Here is a 16,602-nt window from a genome sequence, read left to right on the forward strand (position 1 = left end):
ATATTGTCACATGCCTGCAAGGTGATCAAAATCATTAGGAACAGGAAAGGTAAGATAGAAGGCCGTGCCATGCCCTACAGAAGACTGAACCTCTATATGAATCAGAAGGGATTCGGCCGATTTCTGTGCCAAATACAGACCCATTCCCGTGGCCGCGCTTTCCTGATGCCGGGTCGTTGATGTGAACCCCCGATCAAAAATGCGGGGCAGATCCTTTGGATCAATGCCGCGGCCAAAATCCTGGATGGTCAGAAGGACATGTCCGTTCTCTTGCCGGCTCTCTACGATAATATCGGAAGCTTCGCTGTATTTGACGGCATTGGTCAGGATCTGCCTGAGGATGAAGCCGAGCCATTTCGCATCTGTGAGTACCAGAGGCTCTTCCAGCGACACATCAAAGCCGATTCCTTTTTGAATGCACCATGATTTGAGGTCCCGAATCTCCTTGTAGATAATAGGTTCAAGCGAAGTCTCCTCAATATACAGATCATTCTCGATAAAAGGAATCCGCTTCTGATGAAGCTGCTGATCCAGGAGGTGGTGAATCCGCAGCCATTCGAATTGAAGCTGGTTCTTGAGCGCATCGTCAGGCAGCCGGTCAATCATGAGCCGCATCGCGGTCAGCGGTGTTTTGACCTCGTGAATCCACGAGAGCAGTTCATCCTTCTCCTGCTCAAGGAGCAGAAGACGGCCGGATGCTTCTTTTTTATAATGCAGGGTCTGCATCGTCACTGCATCCTCCACAACCTGCTCGAAGGGACTCTCGGCGCTCTTGAAGGCTGCAAGATCATAGGTGTGATTCCAGGCCTGCACCTGCCGGAAGAACTTCGTTTCCTTATGATACCGAATAAAGAAGAACAAAATACAAAGCATGGAGGACAGCAGTGTAATATACAAAATTGGCAGCAGTGGAACAGAGGTATCGATATAGGCGACAAACAGCGTCAGCAGCTGCAGGACGAGGATCAGCAGCAGCCAGCTGCGCCGTTCAATGATGAACTTGCGAATCATGGGGCAGCCTCTTCCGTTGCCATATAACCCTGTCCAACTTTGGTTTCGATATAAGCACCAAGGCCGATCGTTTCGAGCTTCTTGCGCAGGCGGTTCACATTGACGGTGAGCGTGTTGTCGCTCACAAAATGCTCGTTGTCCCATAGGCTCTTAATCAGCTCTTCCCGGCCGATGATTTGGTTCTTCTGCTCAATCAGCATCTTGAGGATGAACATCTCATTTTTCGTCAGCTCTGCTGTACCCTGATCATTTGAAATGGTGTTCTTCACATATTCTACAGCTGCTCCCCTCCAGGTCTTAAGCTGGATCGGCTCTGTATTGTAATTGTAGACACGGCGGAGCGTGGCCTGGATCTTGGCGATCAGGACATCGAAATGAAACGGCTTCTGAATGAAGTCGTCAGCGCCGAGCTGCATGGACATGACCATATCCGTCGGATGGTCACGGGATGACAGAAAGATGATGGGAACGTTGGAGTGGGCCCGAATCATGCGGCACCAATGAAACCCGTCGAATTTGGGAAGCTGGATATCGATAATGACAAGATCGGGCTGGGTATCTGCAAACTCCTGCATGACTTTATCAAAATTTTGTACACCGTATGTATTATAAGACCACTGCGATAAGCGGTTCTTTATTTCCTGAAACAAGGTCAGATCATCCTCGATGAGCATGATTGTGAACATAAGACAAGCCACCACATTTCTATATAGATTACTACAGTCAGTGTATAGGAAATTCTTTACTGATTAAAGATACTATAATTGAAGTGCAAATGGATATCCTTAAGTCAATTGAGAGAGAATTAACACAATCTACTTCTCCTATTTATCAAGCCATCTTATACTCTAAAGTCAGCTGATCATGTGTATGCTGATATTCAAAATCAAACGAGAGAATATTATGAGGCATACTCAGTGCTAGGTTCAATATACTGTAAAGGGTTAATAATGAGCATACGCACAACTTTACAGAAAAGAGGGCTGCATCATGGTAAATAAAGATACCCAAAATAATGAAGAAGACAAAGCCATCCGTGATGATGAACCGGACCAATTCGAGAAGACCGGCAGCAGGACGGGCGAGGACGACGAAGAGAAGTCGGAGCAAAACAACGCGTAAGCCAAAGACCAAACACCCTTTCGTGGATAAGACGAGAGGGTGTTTTTATTAAACGGCTTTATTCTGATCCTTACTCCACAATAACGCTGGCTTCCATACTCGGATGCGTAGCACAATAGTATTTATAGGTACCTTTCTCATGGAAGGTATAGCTGAATTCCTCCCCAGGTCCGAGATGGCGGCTGTCGAAGGCACCTGCCAAATTTGTCACCGTATGAAAGACAGGATCCTGGTTCTCCCAGGTTACGGTTGTTCCGGCTTTGATTCGAAGCTCCTTGACTGAATACTTCATGTGGCTGATCGCTACCATAACTTCTTCCCGGGCCTCTTCTGAGGGGGAGACAGGAGCCATGATTGCACCTGTTATGCTGCTATGCTGTTCTTGCTCTTTATGATCCCCATGCCCCTCATGTCCTGACGCAGGTCCTTTATCACCGATAATGACCATCGTATGCATGCCGCCGGGATAGGCTCCATTGTTGGTATTGTCGACAACGTTATGGCTGTGGAAGGGGTAGGTGCCTTCCTGAATGAATGTAATGAGCAGATCGTAGCGCTCGCCTGGTCCAACATTTACAGTGTCCTTCTCAAGAGGGGCAGGAAGCGGCCTGCCGTCGGATGCGATGACCTGAAAATGATGTCCGTGCAGATGCATGGCATGAGGCCAGTATCCGGAATTGATGATGCGGACGAGCACCCGTTCCCCAAGCTTGCCTGTGATCACCGTACCTGGGTCCTTCTCGGTGTCAGGATAGGCCTTGCCATTGATTGTAAAATAGGTAGGCTTGAAGTCGGTACGGTCATACTTTTTCCCCTCCTGCACGGCCTTATGCCACACCGGGTCAATCTCGTTCAGTACGAAAGAGTATTCTTTATCGTATTTCGGACCACCAGTCCATGCCTCATTAGCTCCATTCTTTGCTTTGACAATAAAAGCGCCGGTCATCCCCATCTGGAGATGCTCGATCGTATCGACATGACAGTGATAGAAGTAGGTTCCTGCATGCTCGGCCTTAAATTTGTAGGTGAAGCTGTCTCCGACCAGCAAATCTTTAGAGGTATGCGGTACACCGTCGTTTGCCTGATCCGTATCGAGCCCATGAAAGTGAATCGTATGCGCGACCTGTTTGATTCCCTTCTGGGAGGTACCTAGATTGGTTAAGGTAACCTCTACTTGATCTCCTTCATTAACGGTGAGGGTAGGGGCAGGATATCCGGCAGACCCCTTTTCTCTTTGCTCACTATACCCCCACACGTACACAGATGTGTCATCCGGGAGCTTGAGAGTGCCGTCGGTAGCATAGAGTTGAAAATGCTTGGTCGCCTGAAGAGACGTATTCTTCTCGCTTGGGATATGAGAAGCAGCCGCTGCAGAGATACCAGGCTCAGATCGGAGCATTATATTTATATTTGAAAATAAAAACATAACCATGAGCAGGATTATGACTGTACGGAACAGAAGTGCTTTTCTGGATGAATTTATCATATATTGTTCCTTTCCCCTTGAAATTGGGTACATGTAACAGAGATATTGAACACTCCCACCACCTAATGAGGCGGGGGATTCTTGGATTGTCAAACCCATCGGTTTGAAGTTGCCCTGCTTGTGTCGTCCCGATCATGGCACGTCCTGCAGGATGGACAACTCCATTCCCGTATAGATAGAAGTTTGACCTCTGGATTCACACAAAGCCGCAAAGATGGCAGGCTTGGCTTGTGGGTGCGATCGTGTCCGCAAATTTCAAGGTGCGTTCATACCATTTCGCTTTATAAGTAAGCGTTCAAACTCACCCTTGTAAGCCTTTTTTACCAACATGCCTAAATCGAAACATTTGATCACGCTAAGCGTCTATATATTTAGGATACTGGCATGCAGTTTAAGTCAAAACCTTCTTTAGATTATTTGTTAGGATGATCGAATTTATGAGTTCTGCTTGAAAATAGATAGCCGCAAGGATTTAACAGGGGAGGAATATGCGCAGTGGGGAAATACATATCCATAATACTTATTTTCTTAATCATCAGTATGAGTGTTGCCGGACAAGCCTCCTTTGCCAAAGCGTACAACGAAGAGATATTTATTGAAGATGAGGCACTATCCTATGGGTTAAAGTCCATTCTTAATAAGCCGGCAAATGAGCCGCTCACGGCAGAAGATTTGGCCTCCTTGACTGTTGTTGATCTGCGGAGCCTGGGAATCAAGAGCCTGGCTGGACTGGAGCATGCGGTAAACATGACTCATCTGAGGCTCTCCGGCAATGAAATATCGGATCTTGCACCCATAAGTGAAATAGAGACACTGCGGGAAGTGGATGTAAGGAATAACTATGTCACTTCAATCGAGGAGTTAGCAGGGCTTACGGATTTGGGAAGACTGTACATAAGCAATAATGGAGTTGCATCAATTGAGGCCGTCAGGAACTTTCCCCGGTTACATACCCTTCTGATCAGTGGCAATCCGGTACAGAGCCTGAACGCGCTGGAAGAAGCCAAGGCATTAAGCTGGCTGGAAGCGACAGACAATGGAATTACAGATATTTCAGTGCTCGCTGAGCTTCCAAGCCTTCGGTATATTCAGCTGGACAATAATCATATCGAAAATTTGTCCCCTCTTGAGCATCTGACAGAAACGCTTGAGGGAATCAGTATGAACAATAATGAAATCACCGATATAGCACCTCTTGCAAGCCTGACGAGCTTAAGGTCGATTAAGCTGGCCAATAACCAGATCTATGATCTGGCACCTCTGGAGGATTTGGCAGAGCTCAGTGAACTGCAGCTATCAGGCAATCGAATATGGGATATTTCGCCCCTTGCAGATCATGACTTTATTTATTTTCCGGCAAACAGGAATGGAAACGTACAAGAATACTATTCCTTGGGACTCGCTGACAACTATTTGGACTTAAGCGAAGGAAGCGATACATTAGACATTTTTGAGAAAATAACGGCGAATGACAGAGACAAACGATCTCAAGGCGAGCTGCAGCGCTTAATCATCGGATCAAGCACAGCCTACGCCGGAAGCGTGGGGTTTCCTTTGGAAAGCGCCCCTTACATAAGCGACAACCGCACCTACGTGCCGCTTCGTTTTGCAGCAGAGCAGCTGGGGGCTGACGTTGAGTGGAATCAAGATTTGAGTGAAGTTACGATTCAGAACGGAGAAACAACGATTCGCTGGAGGGAAGGGAGCAGGCAAGTGGATGTGGATGGAAGAATTGAACGGTATGATGTGCCGCTGATGAAGCAGCATGGCAGTTTGTTCGTTCCTGTCCGCTTCATATCCGATCAGCTGAATGCAGACACGGCTTTTATCAACAAAACGAAGACGACGCTTATTTTTGACTGATGAAAATATTAATATATCCTTGAAAAGTAGAGCAATAGAGCGGATTATAGCTAATCAATGTCTACTGTCATCATTTCTCAACAATTGATGTACAAGGATATTTATGCATTTCTTATAAAAAATAGGTTTACATATTTTCCCTCTAAATATAGTATGAAGGAGTACGTTCATAACATTTAAGGGGGAGAGCAATATTATTAATCGTAAATCTTTTAAGTGGCTTGCCGCGCCACTCATTCTGATGCTGGTCGTATTAACCGGCTGCCAGTCAGTAGGTGGATTTGATGTTAATTCAGCAATACTAGGAAGCAAGGATAAATTATATCAGCCGATGGAGTCTCGTGAGACGCTCGAGCTGGAAGTTACGCCGTCTGCAAATGCAACTGCAGAAGACAAAGAAATGATAGATTTATTAAACTCCATATCTGTACATATTGATAGCGCGAAAACGGAAGATATGGATAATGCTTCGGTTACAGGCTCTGTATACTATTTGGATAATGAAATCCCGTTCCTCTTTAGCATGGATAAAGCAGGGTTTGCTCTAGATATTGAGGGTGCGGAGAAGCCGGTCTACTTCTCATTGGGGGAAGAGACAGAAACACCAGAGATGACAGAATATTATGAGCAGGTAGAGGATGTAACCTGGCAATTGGCAAGCTTCTTAGTGAAGCATTTGCCTAATCCAGACACGATCTCGGTTGCGAAGGCACAAGAGACGGTTAACGGGGAACAGCTTGATCTCACTCATCTTCACGTGGAGATCAGCGGCACGGAGATGGTCGAGCTTATCCGTCCTTTCCTGGCCTCTGTTGCTGAAGATGAGGAGGGCTTGAAGCAGCTTATCGGCAATCTCTACGATGCGATCTCGGTCATGTTTGTTGCGATTGAAGCAGAAGATGAGTCGCTTGAAGGAGCTTCGGAATTCCTGTCTCCGGAATCTAAGGATACGACTGTAGCGATGATTCATGGTGCGATTACAGGGTATCTGGATGAGCTCCTTGTGGATTATGATCAGGAAGTTGAGAAATTGTTCAATGAAACACCAGAGCTGAAGACAGTATTCGGCGATGATACGAATCTTACAGTAGATTATTATTTCGACAGCGAGCTGAATGCCCGCAAAGCAGCTGCAGAGCTGAAGGTAGCCATTCCGGCATCGGATGAACTGCCTATCAGTGAAATTAAGCTTGCAAGTACCTCTGAGATATGGAACCACGGCACAGAAGTCAAGGCGGATAAGGTCGACACTTCAAATGGCGTTCTTGATGTGATGTATGGTGAAGCAACTACAGGCGAAATCCTGCGTAATTTTGAAGGATCCGCGCCGGTGTATGAGCTGCTGATGGACTCCGGTATGACCAGCATGTTCACTTATCTTGATCCGGAAGACGAGTACTACGGAGTGGTGAATAACGACGGTACCGGGTTCGTAGCCCTTCGTAATTTCGCAGATCAGTTTGAAGCGGATGTGAAATGGACCAAAGGTTCGAATCAGATTGTAGTTACGAATGACCTGACACTTGAGCAGTCCACTTATACGCTGGGCTCCAATCAAGCTGTCGTCAATGGAGAGACGGTAACCCTGCCTTCTGCGCCTTATATGGAGCATGGGATGGTCTATGTTCCACTGCGTTCCATTGCAGAAGCATTGGATGCAACGGTTACGTTTGAAGACGACTGGTATACCGTAGAACGCATGTAATAGCATGGTATTGTAAGATGAGCACATAGCTGATCAATGCTGCCGATGGCGGTATTGATCAGCTTTTTTTATATTCAGCTCAAGAAAAGTCTGAGAAGGAAAAAGTCCATGTTTTGTCCGGGTCGAATACTCTATAATGGCTAGGCAAGTAGGGAGGAGGAGAGGTATGGAGACAGCTTCAGTGAAGCAGGTCACACTTTCTGCAACGAAAGAATGGATCATGCATTCCCGATTTAACGGACAGGACTATCGAATTTGTGTTTATTGTCCAGTAGAGGAGCCTCCAGCAGAAGGCTTTCCTATCATTTATACACTGGATGGCAATGCGACCTTTGCGATGACATCGGAAATGATTCGCATTCAATCGGTGAGACGGGAGAAGACGGGGGTCGTTCCAGCGATTGTGGTCGGTATTGGCTAATAGGGACAGGGGTAGTGCAGGGCTCCTGTCCTTTTTTATAAGCCCATCGGTTCATTCATTTCGCATAATTGAATCGTGCATGATAGAATGAAGAAGGCGCTAAGTTATGACGTGCCAATCCCCATACGGAAAAAGGAGTGTATGACGAATGGCTTTGACATTTAAGAATATGATTGAAGAAGCACTGAAGCATGTATCCGGGGTTAGCTCCCAGGAAGCAAAGCAGCAGATTGCTGACAAACCGAACACACTGGTGATCGATGTACAGGATGCGGCTGATGCCGGTGCTTGCGGCCTGATTCCGAGCAGTGTCAACATCTCTCTTGGTATGCTGCCGATCCGTGCAGATCTTGAGCTGCCAGCCGAGCTTCGTGATGAGCGTCTATCTGATCGCAGCCGTCCTGTCCTTGTTACCTGCGGTGCAGGCGGACAAGCTACTCTAGGTGCTTATATTTTGCATCAAATGGGCTTTACTGACGTTCATTTTATTGATGGCGGTACAGCGGCCTGGAAACAAGCAGGCTTTGATGTAGAAGCATTGTAAGAGATGTAGACCTATCGATCACATAAAAGTAATAAGAAAGAACGCCGGGCACCCTTTTTCTAAGATGGGCAGCCGGCGTTCTTTTGCGTTCTTTTATCAGGAATAGACTAATTGACCGAATGCTCTTCCTTCTTGTTCAAAATGCTGTCCTCCAGCACGCCGGATAGACTGTCATGCTCTTTGATGATGTGGCATTCTCCCCAATTGCACATGGAGTCCAGAATCGGTTTGAGGCTCCAGCCATACTCGGTCAGCTCATATTCCACCCGCGGCGGGACCTCGTTATAGCTGATACGATTTACGATACCGTCCTCCTCAAGCTCACGAAGCTGCTGGGTCAGCATTTTTTGCGTAATGTTGGGCATCAGCCTGCGAAGATCACTGGTTCGCTTCCTGCCGTGAGTCAGATGACAGAGAATGACGCTCTTCCACTTTCCACCGATGACCTCAAGTGTTGCTTCCACAGAGATGTTATATTTCTTAGTCATGTACTTCTCATCCCTTTCCAAAGGCACTAAAAAGTACCTATAGTACTTGGCCGTTCAGCAGCACAAGTCATCTTGCGCTGGGATCTTCAGCATGGAATTGTCACGATTCCAAAATCCACGAAAGAGCACCGGATTATAGAGAATGCCAACGTATTTGACTTTACACTGTCTGATGAAGAGATGGCACGGATAGATCAGCTGAATCAAAATCACCGGGTTGGTCCGGATCCCGATCATATTGATTTTTAAAACATCAAATTAAGGCGGTTCCTAATCTTATAGGAGCCGTCTTTTTTAAGTTCCAAGGATTAAGCCTTGTTTAAACGTGAAAAGTTTGGGACAATAATAAACGGATTACGCATGAATGCAGAGTCAAACTGCAGGTTGTTTGGACCTGATTGATAGTTTGTCTGTACGGGCATTTTCAAATTCATCGTTTTAATGATCGCTTAAATATATTGAAGTATGAGGATTCTGCTTAAATAACACGGAATGATGCAAAATCCTGGTATGTGAAAAGAGGGCATAAGATTCATGATTAAACCATCCATCTATGGATTAACACTTGATCAAATGGGAGCCTGGCTCGAAGAGAAGGGTCACAAGAAATCCCGCGCCACCCATGTATGGGAATGGCTCTATAGAAGAAGGGTTACAGAATTCGACCAAATGGAAGAAGTCAATAAAGACTGCCTCCAGCTGCTGTCAGATCACTTCTCTATTCAAACATTAACGGAGCATACACGTCAGGAGTCCATCGACGGGACGATTAAATTCTTATTCCGTTTGTCCGATGGCAACTTGATTGAAACCGTGCTTATGCGCCACAAATTTGGCTTGTCCGTCTGCGTGACAACGCAGGTTGGCTGCAACATCGGCTGCAGCTTCTGTGCGAGCGGATTGCTCAAGAAGAGCCGGGATCTGAGCAGCGGCGAGATTGTGGAGCAGATCATGAAGGTGCAGCTGCACCTCGATTCGCTGGGTACGGGTGATAGAGTAAGTCACATCGTCGTTATGGGGATCGGAGAACCGTTTGATAATTATAAGAATATGTCTGATTTCATTCGTGTCGTGAAGGATCACAAAGGGCTTGCGATCGGAGGACGGCACATCACGGTTTCAACCAGCGGACTGGCTGGCAAGATCAAGGAGTTTGCGGATTCCGATCTGAACGTCAACCTTGCGGTATCGCTGCATGCACCGAACAATGATCTAAGAACACGTATTATGAAGATTAACAAGGCCATCCCGATTGAGAAGCTGATGGACGCTCTTGAGTATTACTGGGATAAGACCAATCGCCGGATCACGGTCGAATATATTTTGCTGAAAGATGTGAATGACCAGCCGGAGCATGCATTGGAGCTGGCAGAGCTGCTGAAGCATAGACGAAACCTTGCGATCGTCAACCTCATCCCATATAACCCTGTAGATGAGCACAGCCAGTATCAGCGGAGTGAGAAGGACTCGATCACTTCCTTCTACGATACACTCAAGAAGCAAAATATTAGCGTAAGTGTGCGGCTGGAGCACGGAACCGATATTGATGCAGCTTGCGGACAGCTGCGCAGCAAGCAGATCAAGAAGGACATGGACGGCAGCCGGGAGAAGGTACTCTCTTAAACTTGTAATCAAGATCCTATGTGATGACATAGGGTCTTTTTTTGCTGCAGACTACGAGGCTGCACCAAAAAAAGAAAGGGATTTCTCCCTTTCTTACGGCAGTACGTATTATATTAGCTTGAGCTATGTTTTCTGCTCTTGTAATAAGAGGAGCCATGACGATTGTGTCTGTGCTTGTAATCGGACGAGGAGCCTCTGCGTGAATAACGATGAGAGCTGCTTGAGTAACGTTTACGGGATTTTCGGTCTGAGCTGCTGTATCGTTTACGTCCATGACTGTGCGAAGTGGAGTGAAGAACCTTGTCGATCAATTTTCTAAGCATAATAAACACCTCTTTTATCGAATAGCGTATTCGCATCCTTGACGGGATATGATGAATAATATAACCCACTCGGGCCTTCCCCTAAACAGAGCGAAATTTGCTAAATACCATTTTATTATAGGTGACCAAGCTTAATGCACCCTTAAAATAATGTAATCGCTATGTAAAATTTAGTATGTGTCGGGTAGTATAAAAAAAGCTGTCTCAAGTCAATAAGATGACTGTAGACAGCTCTTTATTTATGATAATCGTTATCTAACGCCCTTCATTGCACGCTGGATGATCGGTGAAATAGCGAACAAGATAATCGCGAGTACGATGGAAATTGCCCCGATAATACCGAAATAAGCCATTTCAGACTCAGGAGAGTATAGCTTTACGACCTGAGCATTGATCGCCTGAGCAGCGGCATTCGTCAAGAACCACAGACTCATCGTTTGAGCCGAGAAGGCTGCAGGCGCTAGCTTCGTTGTCGCGGACAGACCGACCGGTGACAGACACAGCTCACCAAGCACGACGATGAAGTAGCTGAGCACGAGCCACAGCGGATTTACCAGAGTATCGCTTCCGCCGAAGTAGGCTGGCAGGAGGATGACAAGGAACGATAGACCTGCGAACAGAAGCCCGAGCGAGAACTTTTGCGGAATCGACGGCTGACGGTCTCCAAGCTTAACCCACATCCATGCGAATACCGGTGCCAAGATAATGATAAACAGCGGATTCGCTGATTGGAACCAGGCTGGTGCAATCGTAATACCTGCGAATTCCAGCTGAGTCCGATTATCTGCGTAAGAAGCAAGAATAGTTGAACCTTGCTCCTGAATGGCCCAGAACATGACAGAAGCAATAAAGAGCGGAATGTACGCAAGTATACGCGAACGCTCTACCTTGTTTGTTTTGGGACTATTGTACATCACAACAAAGTAAGTAGCTGGAATCAGAATACCGAGAATCCCGACGATGAAAATAAAGGAGTCGAACGTAAGGAGACCGGTCTGAATACCTGCAACCGCAATAATAACAACGACAATAACTCCGATCAGAATTGAGCTATACAGCTTTTTCTTCTTTTCAGGAGCGATTGGGTTAGCTACCACTGTACCCGCAAGACCGAGGTTCTTCCTCTTGGTCAGCATAAATACGACGAGACCAAAGAACATACCTACTGCTGCAACACCAAAACCAAGGTGATAGTTGTACTCACCCAGCGTACCTACGATTAGCGGAGCAAGGAAGCCCCCCAGGTTGATCCCCATGTAAAAGATACTGAAACCGGCATCGCGGCGATCGTCATCCGTCGCATAAATATCGCCAACGACACTCGACACGTTCGGCTTCAATAAACCGGTACCGAGTACAATCAGTACCATAGAGCCAAAGAATGTGGCCACACTGCCTGGAATCGCAAGCAGGATATGACCGAACATGATAAGTATACCGCCGTAGAAGACAGCCTTGGACGTGCCAAATACCCGGTCGGCCAGCCAGCCGCCTATAATTCCGGACATGTAAACGAGTGAACCATAGATAGACATGATGGACAATGCAGTAGATTCGGCAATGCCAAGTCCACCGTTTGTTACCGTATCGTACATATAGTAGAGAAGGATTGCTCTCATTCCATAGTAGGAGAAGCGTTCCCAGAACTCTGTAAAGAATAAGGTGAACAACCCTTTAGGATGTCCAAAAAATCCTTTCTGCGGGACACTGTCGACAATGTCCTTTTTCGTGATGTCTGACATGAAATAACCTCCTGTGACTTTTGCTAATCATACCGTTAGATGTTTTTACCTGTCAAAAGCTTTCCAGGAGGTAATATTAAGCATCTACCTGCCAATAATCATGAACAAAGTAAAAAAGGACTGAATACTTCCTGAAATAACAAGTAAAAATTCAGCTAACGGTGGTTTGTCTCCTATGTAAACGAGAAAGGTATACCCTTCCGTTTATTTATACCCATGTGCAGTAAAAAATTAACAAAGCAGCCGAATCTATTTCATAATAACGTTAGATAACGTTAGATTCATCCAATGAATTAATTTCATATGACATTACCATATAATGTGCCACCGACAGCACTAAACAATGCAGAATTGCTTAATCTCTGGATTGCTTTGTAACTTTAATACACAAAAGCTAAAATAGGATAAAAAAGTCCATGCCATCTCAATCCGTCTATTGTCATTATCAATAATACGGTTTAAAAGGCATGAAACTGGGTTCTCAGACAGGGCCCGTAAGCTTCTGAAATCAACAAAGGTGGAGGTATGCTGATGAATCGCAGAAGACTTGCCATCATGAGATTATTGAATTCTCGCAAGAAATATACGGCCCGAGAGCTCGCGCAGCGGTTTGAGGTCTCTATCCGTACAATACAGCGGGATCTGACTGCTCTGCAGGAGTTAGGGATGCCTGTGTATACCGAGGTCGGAGCCCATGGCGGATATCAGGTCTTGCAAAATGGTATTTTACCACCTCTTCAGCTTCGTTTACAGGAAGCATATGGAATCTACCTGATGATGGAATGGTTGGAAAAGATTCAGGACATGCCTTACGGCAGTATTAGAGAGGCACTGTCTGAATATTATGCGCATGACCTTCCCTCTGAAGTTCAGGATAGAATTGACCGTACAAAAGAGCATATCATGTTCATCCCGTCCGTCAAGGCGAGGCCAGCTCCATATACGACGGAGGTGCTGAATGCAGCAATAGATAGAAGGAAGCTGAAGTTTACTTATGCCGGAAGAACAGGCAGGAAGCAACACGAGGTATTCCCGTTAGGACTGTACTACGATCATGGCTTCTGGTATATGCCGGCACAGAAGGACGATGGGAAGACGCTGCTGTTCAGGTTGGATCGGATGGATGCGGCCGAGATGCTGGAGGAGAGAGGTGGAGCGGTTCCTTCCTTGAAGGAGTGGTTTCATCGAAAAGAACGGCCTCAAGGGCATGCTGCGGTTATTGTCTTTACGGATATCGGACAGAGGCTGGCTGAGAATGATCCCATATTCGCGGACTTGAAAGAAGGGGTATGGAGAGGGGAAATCCCGGAATCAGAGCTGGCCTATACTGCGCGGCGATTGCTGTCCTATGGTCCCGAGGTGAAGGTGCTTGAGCCTGATCCGCTTAAAGAACATGTCCGATTACTACTAATACAGAGCTTGAAGCAATATGAAGAATAGCCGCTATACCAGCGGCTATTCTTCATAATTATATTGACGAATCTGAAGATTAATTGTTCCAATGCAGAGAGGTTATATCATCATATCAAGTCCATCTCAGCAGCTTCTCGGCTGTTCTGACAAAGACCTGGACTCCATACCCGAGCGCGTCATCGTCTATATTAAAGCGGGCATGGTGATGAGGATAGATAATGCCCTGCTCTTCATTACGGGAGCCCACTCTGAAGAATACACCAGGGGCTTCTTGCTGATAAGCTGAGAAGTCTTCCCCGCCCATCGCAGGTCGGATCATAGAGATACGCTCTGGACCGAACAGCTCTTCGGCAGCCGTCTGCACGACTTGAGTCACCTCTGTTTCATTCACGACGGGATGGTAGCCGTACTCATAGTCGAGTTCATACTCGGCATTATGGGCTTCCGTTATTCCGCGCAATATTCGATGCATCAGCTCCGAAACCTCACGACGCACTTCAGGAGTGAAGCTGCGAACCGTTCCAGCAAGTTCAGCAGAGCCGGGAATCACATTATATGCGGTGCCGCTAATAAATTTGGTGACAGAGACGACCAGATGATCGATCGGGTCTATGTTACGTGATGCGATATGCTGTAGATTGGAAACGACCTGTGCTCCGACAGCAATAGGATCTACCGTCATATGAGGATAGGCTGCATGCCCGCCTTTGCCGGTGATGGTGAGACGGAACGTATCGGGTGAAGCCATGGCCGGGCCATAAATAATGCCAATCTGACCGGTAGGGAGACTCGCATCCAAATGGCTGCCAACGACATAATCAACACCTTCCATCACGCCGGCCTTGACCATCTCCTGTGCTCCGCCCGGCAGCAGCTCCTCCGCATGCTGGAACAGAAACCGGATTTCGCCATGGAGTGAATCCTTACGCTCCGCGAGGATCTTCGCAACTCCGAGCAGCATGGAGGTATGACCGTCATGTCCGCACGCGTGCATTACACCTTCATGAATCGAAGCAAAGGGGATGTCATTCTCCTCCGTAATCGGCAGGGCGTCCATATCGGCGCGAAGTGCCAGTACTTTGCCCGGGAAAGGCCCAATCAGCCTTGCCATCACGCTTGTAGGCGTTGGTCTGCTCAGTTCAAGACCCGAAATTTGGCTGAGTGTATCAAATATGAATTGTGAGGTTGCAAATTCTTCAAAAGAGAGCTCCGGGTGCTGGTGCAAATGTCTTCTCCATGTAATAATTTGCTCCTTCAGCTCTCCAGGGAGAGCACTGGACATACTGTGTGATACCGCATCAGTGGACATAGAAGATCCTCCTTCATTTATCAAACGATATCTATATTACATTCGCGCTCTCTTGCTGCACACCTTCTTCACTTTAGATGTTAGGTAGAGGGCACCTCAGAAGTTACCGCTGATAAATGGATCGAGTAGATTTTTTTGGGGCGACCCCGCAGCTTCTCCTGCTTCTTGTTAGAGAGCGACGCAACGCCTTTCTCCACAAGCTTACTTAATATACGGTTTGCGCTCCGCACGGTGATGCCTAAATGATAGGCCATATCCTCCGAAGTGAGCTCATTCGTGTCCGTCTTGGCCAGTACTCCCCAAATCTTCTGCAGCTGAAGAGGGGAAATGCCTGTAGAACGGCTGATATCCTCAATGTAAGGAGCAAGCTCACTTGAATAGGATAAATGGCTCCCCGACCCGAGCGGACCTATGACGTGCCCATTTGCCTGAAGGACGAACGTCCCTTGGATGAGGCTCTCTGCAGACTGCTCGCTGGCAATCATCGCGTTTTTTCTTGCTCGGTACATCGTATCTCCGGTACCCCATCCCAGATTAACCCGAAAAGGCAGGTTATCTTCAAGGAAGGACATGAGCCGGCAGTTTGTAAAATAATCGGTGATCATCTGCAGGTCTTTGAGCGAGCTGATACACTCAAGTCCGTTACCTGTTTTTTGAATGACGAGCGGAATTTTGGCTTCGATGGTAAACTCCAGAACGCTTTTGTGCAGCAGCATAAGCTGCAGCTCCCGCTGCTCTTGCGGAGTATCCTCGGGCGAGGGATTGGTGAAGCTCAGGTGACCTATAACAATTTGATTATCTGCAAGCTGAATCATCTCAATCTCGGTAATGATCTGCTTAATCTGCTGGGAAATGGATTTCTCAGAGGGCACAAGGTAGATGTGGGGAATCCCGTTCTCCCGCAGAATCGGAACGATATTACCGAACCGGGTAATGCTGAAGTCGATCTTTCCTTCATGCCATAAGTTAAGGTGCCTTGCGGCAATTTCCTTGTAGACATGCTGGTGAGAAATCTCTTTCTCCAGCTGCATGTAAGGAACGGTGATTGGAAAGTCCGTATCGGATACCACATGACGAAGACCCAGGTAATCATTTTCCTCCCATACAAAATCAATCAGCACCCGTGAGAACAGCAGATCAGGCTGACTCAGGCTGATTTGGAACAGGCATTTATATAGATCAGTTTCACTGATTTCATAGCAAAAGGTGGGGATGGTGAAGCCGCCCCATTTGCCTTCCAGGTACATATAAGCAATCTCCGTAAGCACGATACCGTCAGATAGAGCACCAACCTTAGGATACAGCTCAAGCAGCTCTGACAGCTTGACGTAGGTATGAAGATGGAGCTCGCAGGTGCCATTCTGCTCCAGGCGGTACTTCATATTCTGCATCTGTGAAAGAAAGGGCTCGGCGATAATGACGCCTAAACGAATCAATAGTGACAAACCTCCTCGTCCATGACTTGACTAGCCTATATTATACGCTTCTATGGAAAGCATACACAATGATACGGATGGCTACTGGCTTCAAAGAAAAGATAGCTTGATATAAA

The 16,602-nt window shown here is 46.8% G+C and carries 15 protein-coding genes and 2 pseudogenes; 8 read left to right on the forward strand and 9 right to left on the reverse strand.

Annotated features, from left to right (window positions below):
- Positions 1-6: 6 nt before the first annotated feature.
- Together BM415_RS16750 and BM415_RS16755 are read right to left on the reverse strand one after the other, a co-directional pair.
- Complete coding sequence (locus BM415_RS16750; protein ID WP_091160014.1) at positions 7-1,011, reverse strand: sensor histidine kinase; 1,005 nt, start codon at positions 1,009-1,011, stop codon at positions 7-9.
- Entirely contained in the window at positions 1,008-1,697 is a 690-nt protein-coding gene (locus tag BM415_RS16755; RefSeq protein ID WP_091160015.1) for a response regulator, read from the reverse strand. The genes BM415_RS16750 and BM415_RS16755 overlap by 4 nt, the downstream gene beginning before the upstream one ends.
- A 304-nt stretch (positions 1,698-2,001) precedes the next feature.
- On the opposite strand from BM415_RS16755, the gene BM415_RS25835 reads away from it, so the two are divergent.
- Entirely contained in the window at positions 2,002-2,133 is a 132-nt protein-coding gene (locus tag BM415_RS25835) for a hypothetical protein (protein WP_280142877.1), read from the forward strand.
- A gap of 70 nt (positions 2,134-2,203) precedes the next feature.
- Here BM415_RS25835 and BM415_RS16760 read toward each other — a convergent pair whose 3' ends face one another.
- Entirely contained in the window at positions 2,204-3,619 is a 1,416-nt protein-coding gene (locus tag BM415_RS16760) for a multicopper oxidase domain-containing protein (protein ID WP_170862521.1), read from the reverse strand.
- 89 nt (positions 3,620-3,708) lie between these two features.
- Positions 3,709-3,851, reverse strand: a pseudogene (locus tag BM415_RS25635) (zinc ribbon domain-containing protein); the annotation flags it as partial.
- A 263-nt stretch (positions 3,852-4,114) separates the two neighbouring features.
- On the opposite strand from BM415_RS25635, the gene BM415_RS16770 reads away from it, so the two are divergent.
- The 4 genes from BM415_RS16770 (at position 4,115) to BM415_RS16785 (ending at position 8,152) form a co-directional block, all read left to right on the forward strand.
- Positions 4,115-5,482, forward strand: a complete 1,368-nt coding sequence (locus tag BM415_RS16770; RefSeq protein ID WP_091160019.1) for a leucine-rich repeat domain-containing protein — start codon at positions 4,115-4,117, stop codon at positions 5,480-5,482.
- Positions 5,483-5,723: 241 nt separating this feature from the next.
- Complete coding sequence (locus BM415_RS16775; RefSeq protein ID WP_091160020.1) at positions 5,724-7,187, forward strand: copper amine oxidase N-terminal domain-containing protein; 1,464 nt, start codon at positions 5,724-5,726, stop codon at positions 7,185-7,187.
- Between the two features lie 166 nt (positions 7,188-7,353).
- Positions 7,354-7,608, forward strand: a complete 255-nt coding sequence (locus BM415_RS16780) for an alpha/beta hydrolase (protein WP_091160022.1) — start codon at positions 7,354-7,356, stop codon at positions 7,606-7,608.
- Between the two features lie 148 nt (positions 7,609-7,756).
- On the forward strand, positions 7,757-8,152 hold the full coding sequence (locus BM415_RS16785) for a rhodanese-like domain-containing protein (RefSeq protein ID WP_091160024.1): 396 nt from the start codon (positions 7,757-7,759) through the stop codon (positions 8,150-8,152).
- A gap of 107 nt (positions 8,153-8,259) precedes the next feature.
- Here BM415_RS16785 and BM415_RS16790 read toward each other — a convergent pair whose 3' ends face one another.
- Positions 8,260-8,640, reverse strand: a complete 381-nt coding sequence (locus BM415_RS16790; RefSeq protein ID WP_091160025.1) for a winged helix-turn-helix transcriptional regulator — start codon at positions 8,638-8,640, stop codon at positions 8,260-8,262.
- A gap of 48 nt (positions 8,641-8,688) precedes the next feature.
- Here BM415_RS16790 and BM415_RS16795 point away from each other — a divergent pair.
- Positions 8,689-8,889: pseudogene (locus BM415_RS16795) on the forward strand (aldo/keto reductase); the annotation flags it as partial.
- A gap of 285 nt (positions 8,890-9,174) precedes the next feature.
- Positions 9,175-10,263 (forward strand): dual-specificity RNA methyltransferase RlmN, encoded by a 1,089-nt coding sequence (gene rlmN, locus BM415_RS16800; RefSeq protein ID WP_091160026.1) that lies wholly within the window; start codon positions 9,175-9,177, stop codon positions 10,261-10,263.
- A gap of 113 nt (positions 10,264-10,376) precedes the next feature.
- On the opposite strand, the gene BM415_RS16805 is transcribed toward rlmN, so the two are convergent.
- Both BM415_RS16805 and BM415_RS16810 read right to left on the reverse strand, forming a co-directional pair.
- A complete protein-coding gene (locus BM415_RS16805; RefSeq protein WP_091160028.1) occupies positions 10,377-10,586 on the reverse strand; it encodes a hypothetical protein in 210 nt (69 codons plus the stop codon).
- A 251-nt stretch (positions 10,587-10,837) separates the two neighbouring features.
- Positions 10,838-12,328 carry a peptide MFS transporter gene (locus tag BM415_RS16810; RefSeq protein WP_091160029.1) on the reverse strand — a complete coding sequence of 497 codons (1,491 nt, stop codon included), beginning with the start codon at positions 12,326-12,328 and terminating at the stop codon, positions 10,838-10,840.
- Between the two features lie 531 nt (positions 12,329-12,859).
- Here BM415_RS16810 and BM415_RS16815 point away from each other — a divergent pair.
- The gene (locus BM415_RS16815) at positions 12,860-13,768 is read left to right on the forward strand and encodes a helix-turn-helix transcriptional regulator (RefSeq protein ID WP_091160032.1); all 909 of its coding nucleotides are present in this window, start codon (positions 12,860-12,862) and stop codon (positions 13,766-13,768) included.
- A gap of 85 nt (positions 13,769-13,853) precedes the next feature.
- Here BM415_RS16815 and BM415_RS16820 read toward each other — a convergent pair whose 3' ends face one another.
- Together BM415_RS16820 and BM415_RS16825 are read right to left on the reverse strand one after the other, a co-directional pair.
- Positions 13,854-15,050 (reverse strand): M20 family metallopeptidase, encoded by a 1,197-nt coding sequence (locus BM415_RS16820; RefSeq protein ID WP_280142878.1) that lies wholly within the window; start codon positions 15,048-15,050, stop codon positions 13,854-13,856.
- A gap of 80 nt (positions 15,051-15,130) precedes the next feature.
- Positions 15,131-16,486, reverse strand: coding sequence for a helix-turn-helix domain-containing protein (locus BM415_RS16825; protein ID WP_091160034.1), 1,356 nt, complete (start codon positions 16,484-16,486; stop codon positions 15,131-15,133).
- Between the last annotated feature and the right edge of the window lie 116 nt (positions 16,487-16,602).

The sequence above is a fragment of the Paenibacillus sp. 453mf genome (assembly GCF_900116105.1).
Lineage (GTDB): Bacteria > Bacillota > Bacilli > Paenibacillales > Paenibacillaceae > Paenibacillus > Paenibacillus provencensis.

Coding starts and splice junctions, on each gene's coding strand:
- BM415_RS16750 (WP_091160014.1), bottom strand. CDS start 1,011: ATGATTCGCAAGTTCATCATTGAACGGCGCAGCTGGCTGCTGCTGATC.
- BM415_RS16755 (WP_091160015.1), bottom strand. CDS start 1,697: ATGTTCACAATCATGCTCATCGAGGATGATCTGACCTTGTTTCAGGAA.
- BM415_RS25835 (WP_280142877.1), top strand. CDS start 2,002: ATGGTAAATAAAGATACCCAAAATAATGAAGAAGACAAAGCCATCCGT.
- BM415_RS16760 (WP_170862521.1), bottom strand. CDS start 3,619: ATGATAAATTCATCCAGAAAAGCACTTCTGTTCCGTACAGTCATAATC.
- BM415_RS16775 (WP_091160020.1), top strand. CDS start 5,724: ATGCTGGTCGTATTAACCGGCTGCCAGTCAGTAGGTGGATTTGATGTT.
- BM415_RS16780 (WP_091160022.1), top strand. CDS start 7,354: ATGGAGACAGCTTCAGTGAAGCAGGTCACACTTTCTGCAACGAAAGAA.
- BM415_RS16785 (WP_091160024.1), top strand. CDS start 7,757: ATGGCTTTGACATTTAAGAATATGATTGAAGAAGCACTGAAGCATGTA.
- BM415_RS16790 (WP_091160025.1), bottom strand. CDS start 8,640: ATGACTAAGAAATATAACATCTCTGTGGAAGCAACACTTGAGGTCATC.
- rlmN (WP_091160026.1), top strand. CDS start 9,175: ATGATTAAACCATCCATCTATGGATTAACACTTGATCAAATGGGAGCC.
- BM415_RS16805 (WP_091160028.1), bottom strand. CDS start 10,586: ATGCTTAGAAAATTGATCGACAAGGTTCTTCACTCCACTTCGCACAGT.
- BM415_RS16810 (WP_091160029.1), bottom strand. CDS start 12,328: ATGTCAGACATCACGAAAAAGGACATTGTCGACAGTGTCCCGCAGAAA.
- BM415_RS16815 (WP_091160032.1), top strand. CDS start 12,860: ATGAATCGCAGAAGACTTGCCATCATGAGATTATTGAATTCTCGCAAG.
- BM415_RS16820 (WP_280142878.1), bottom strand. CDS start 15,050: ATGTCCACTGATGCGGTATCACACAGTATGTCCAGTGCTCTCCCTGGA.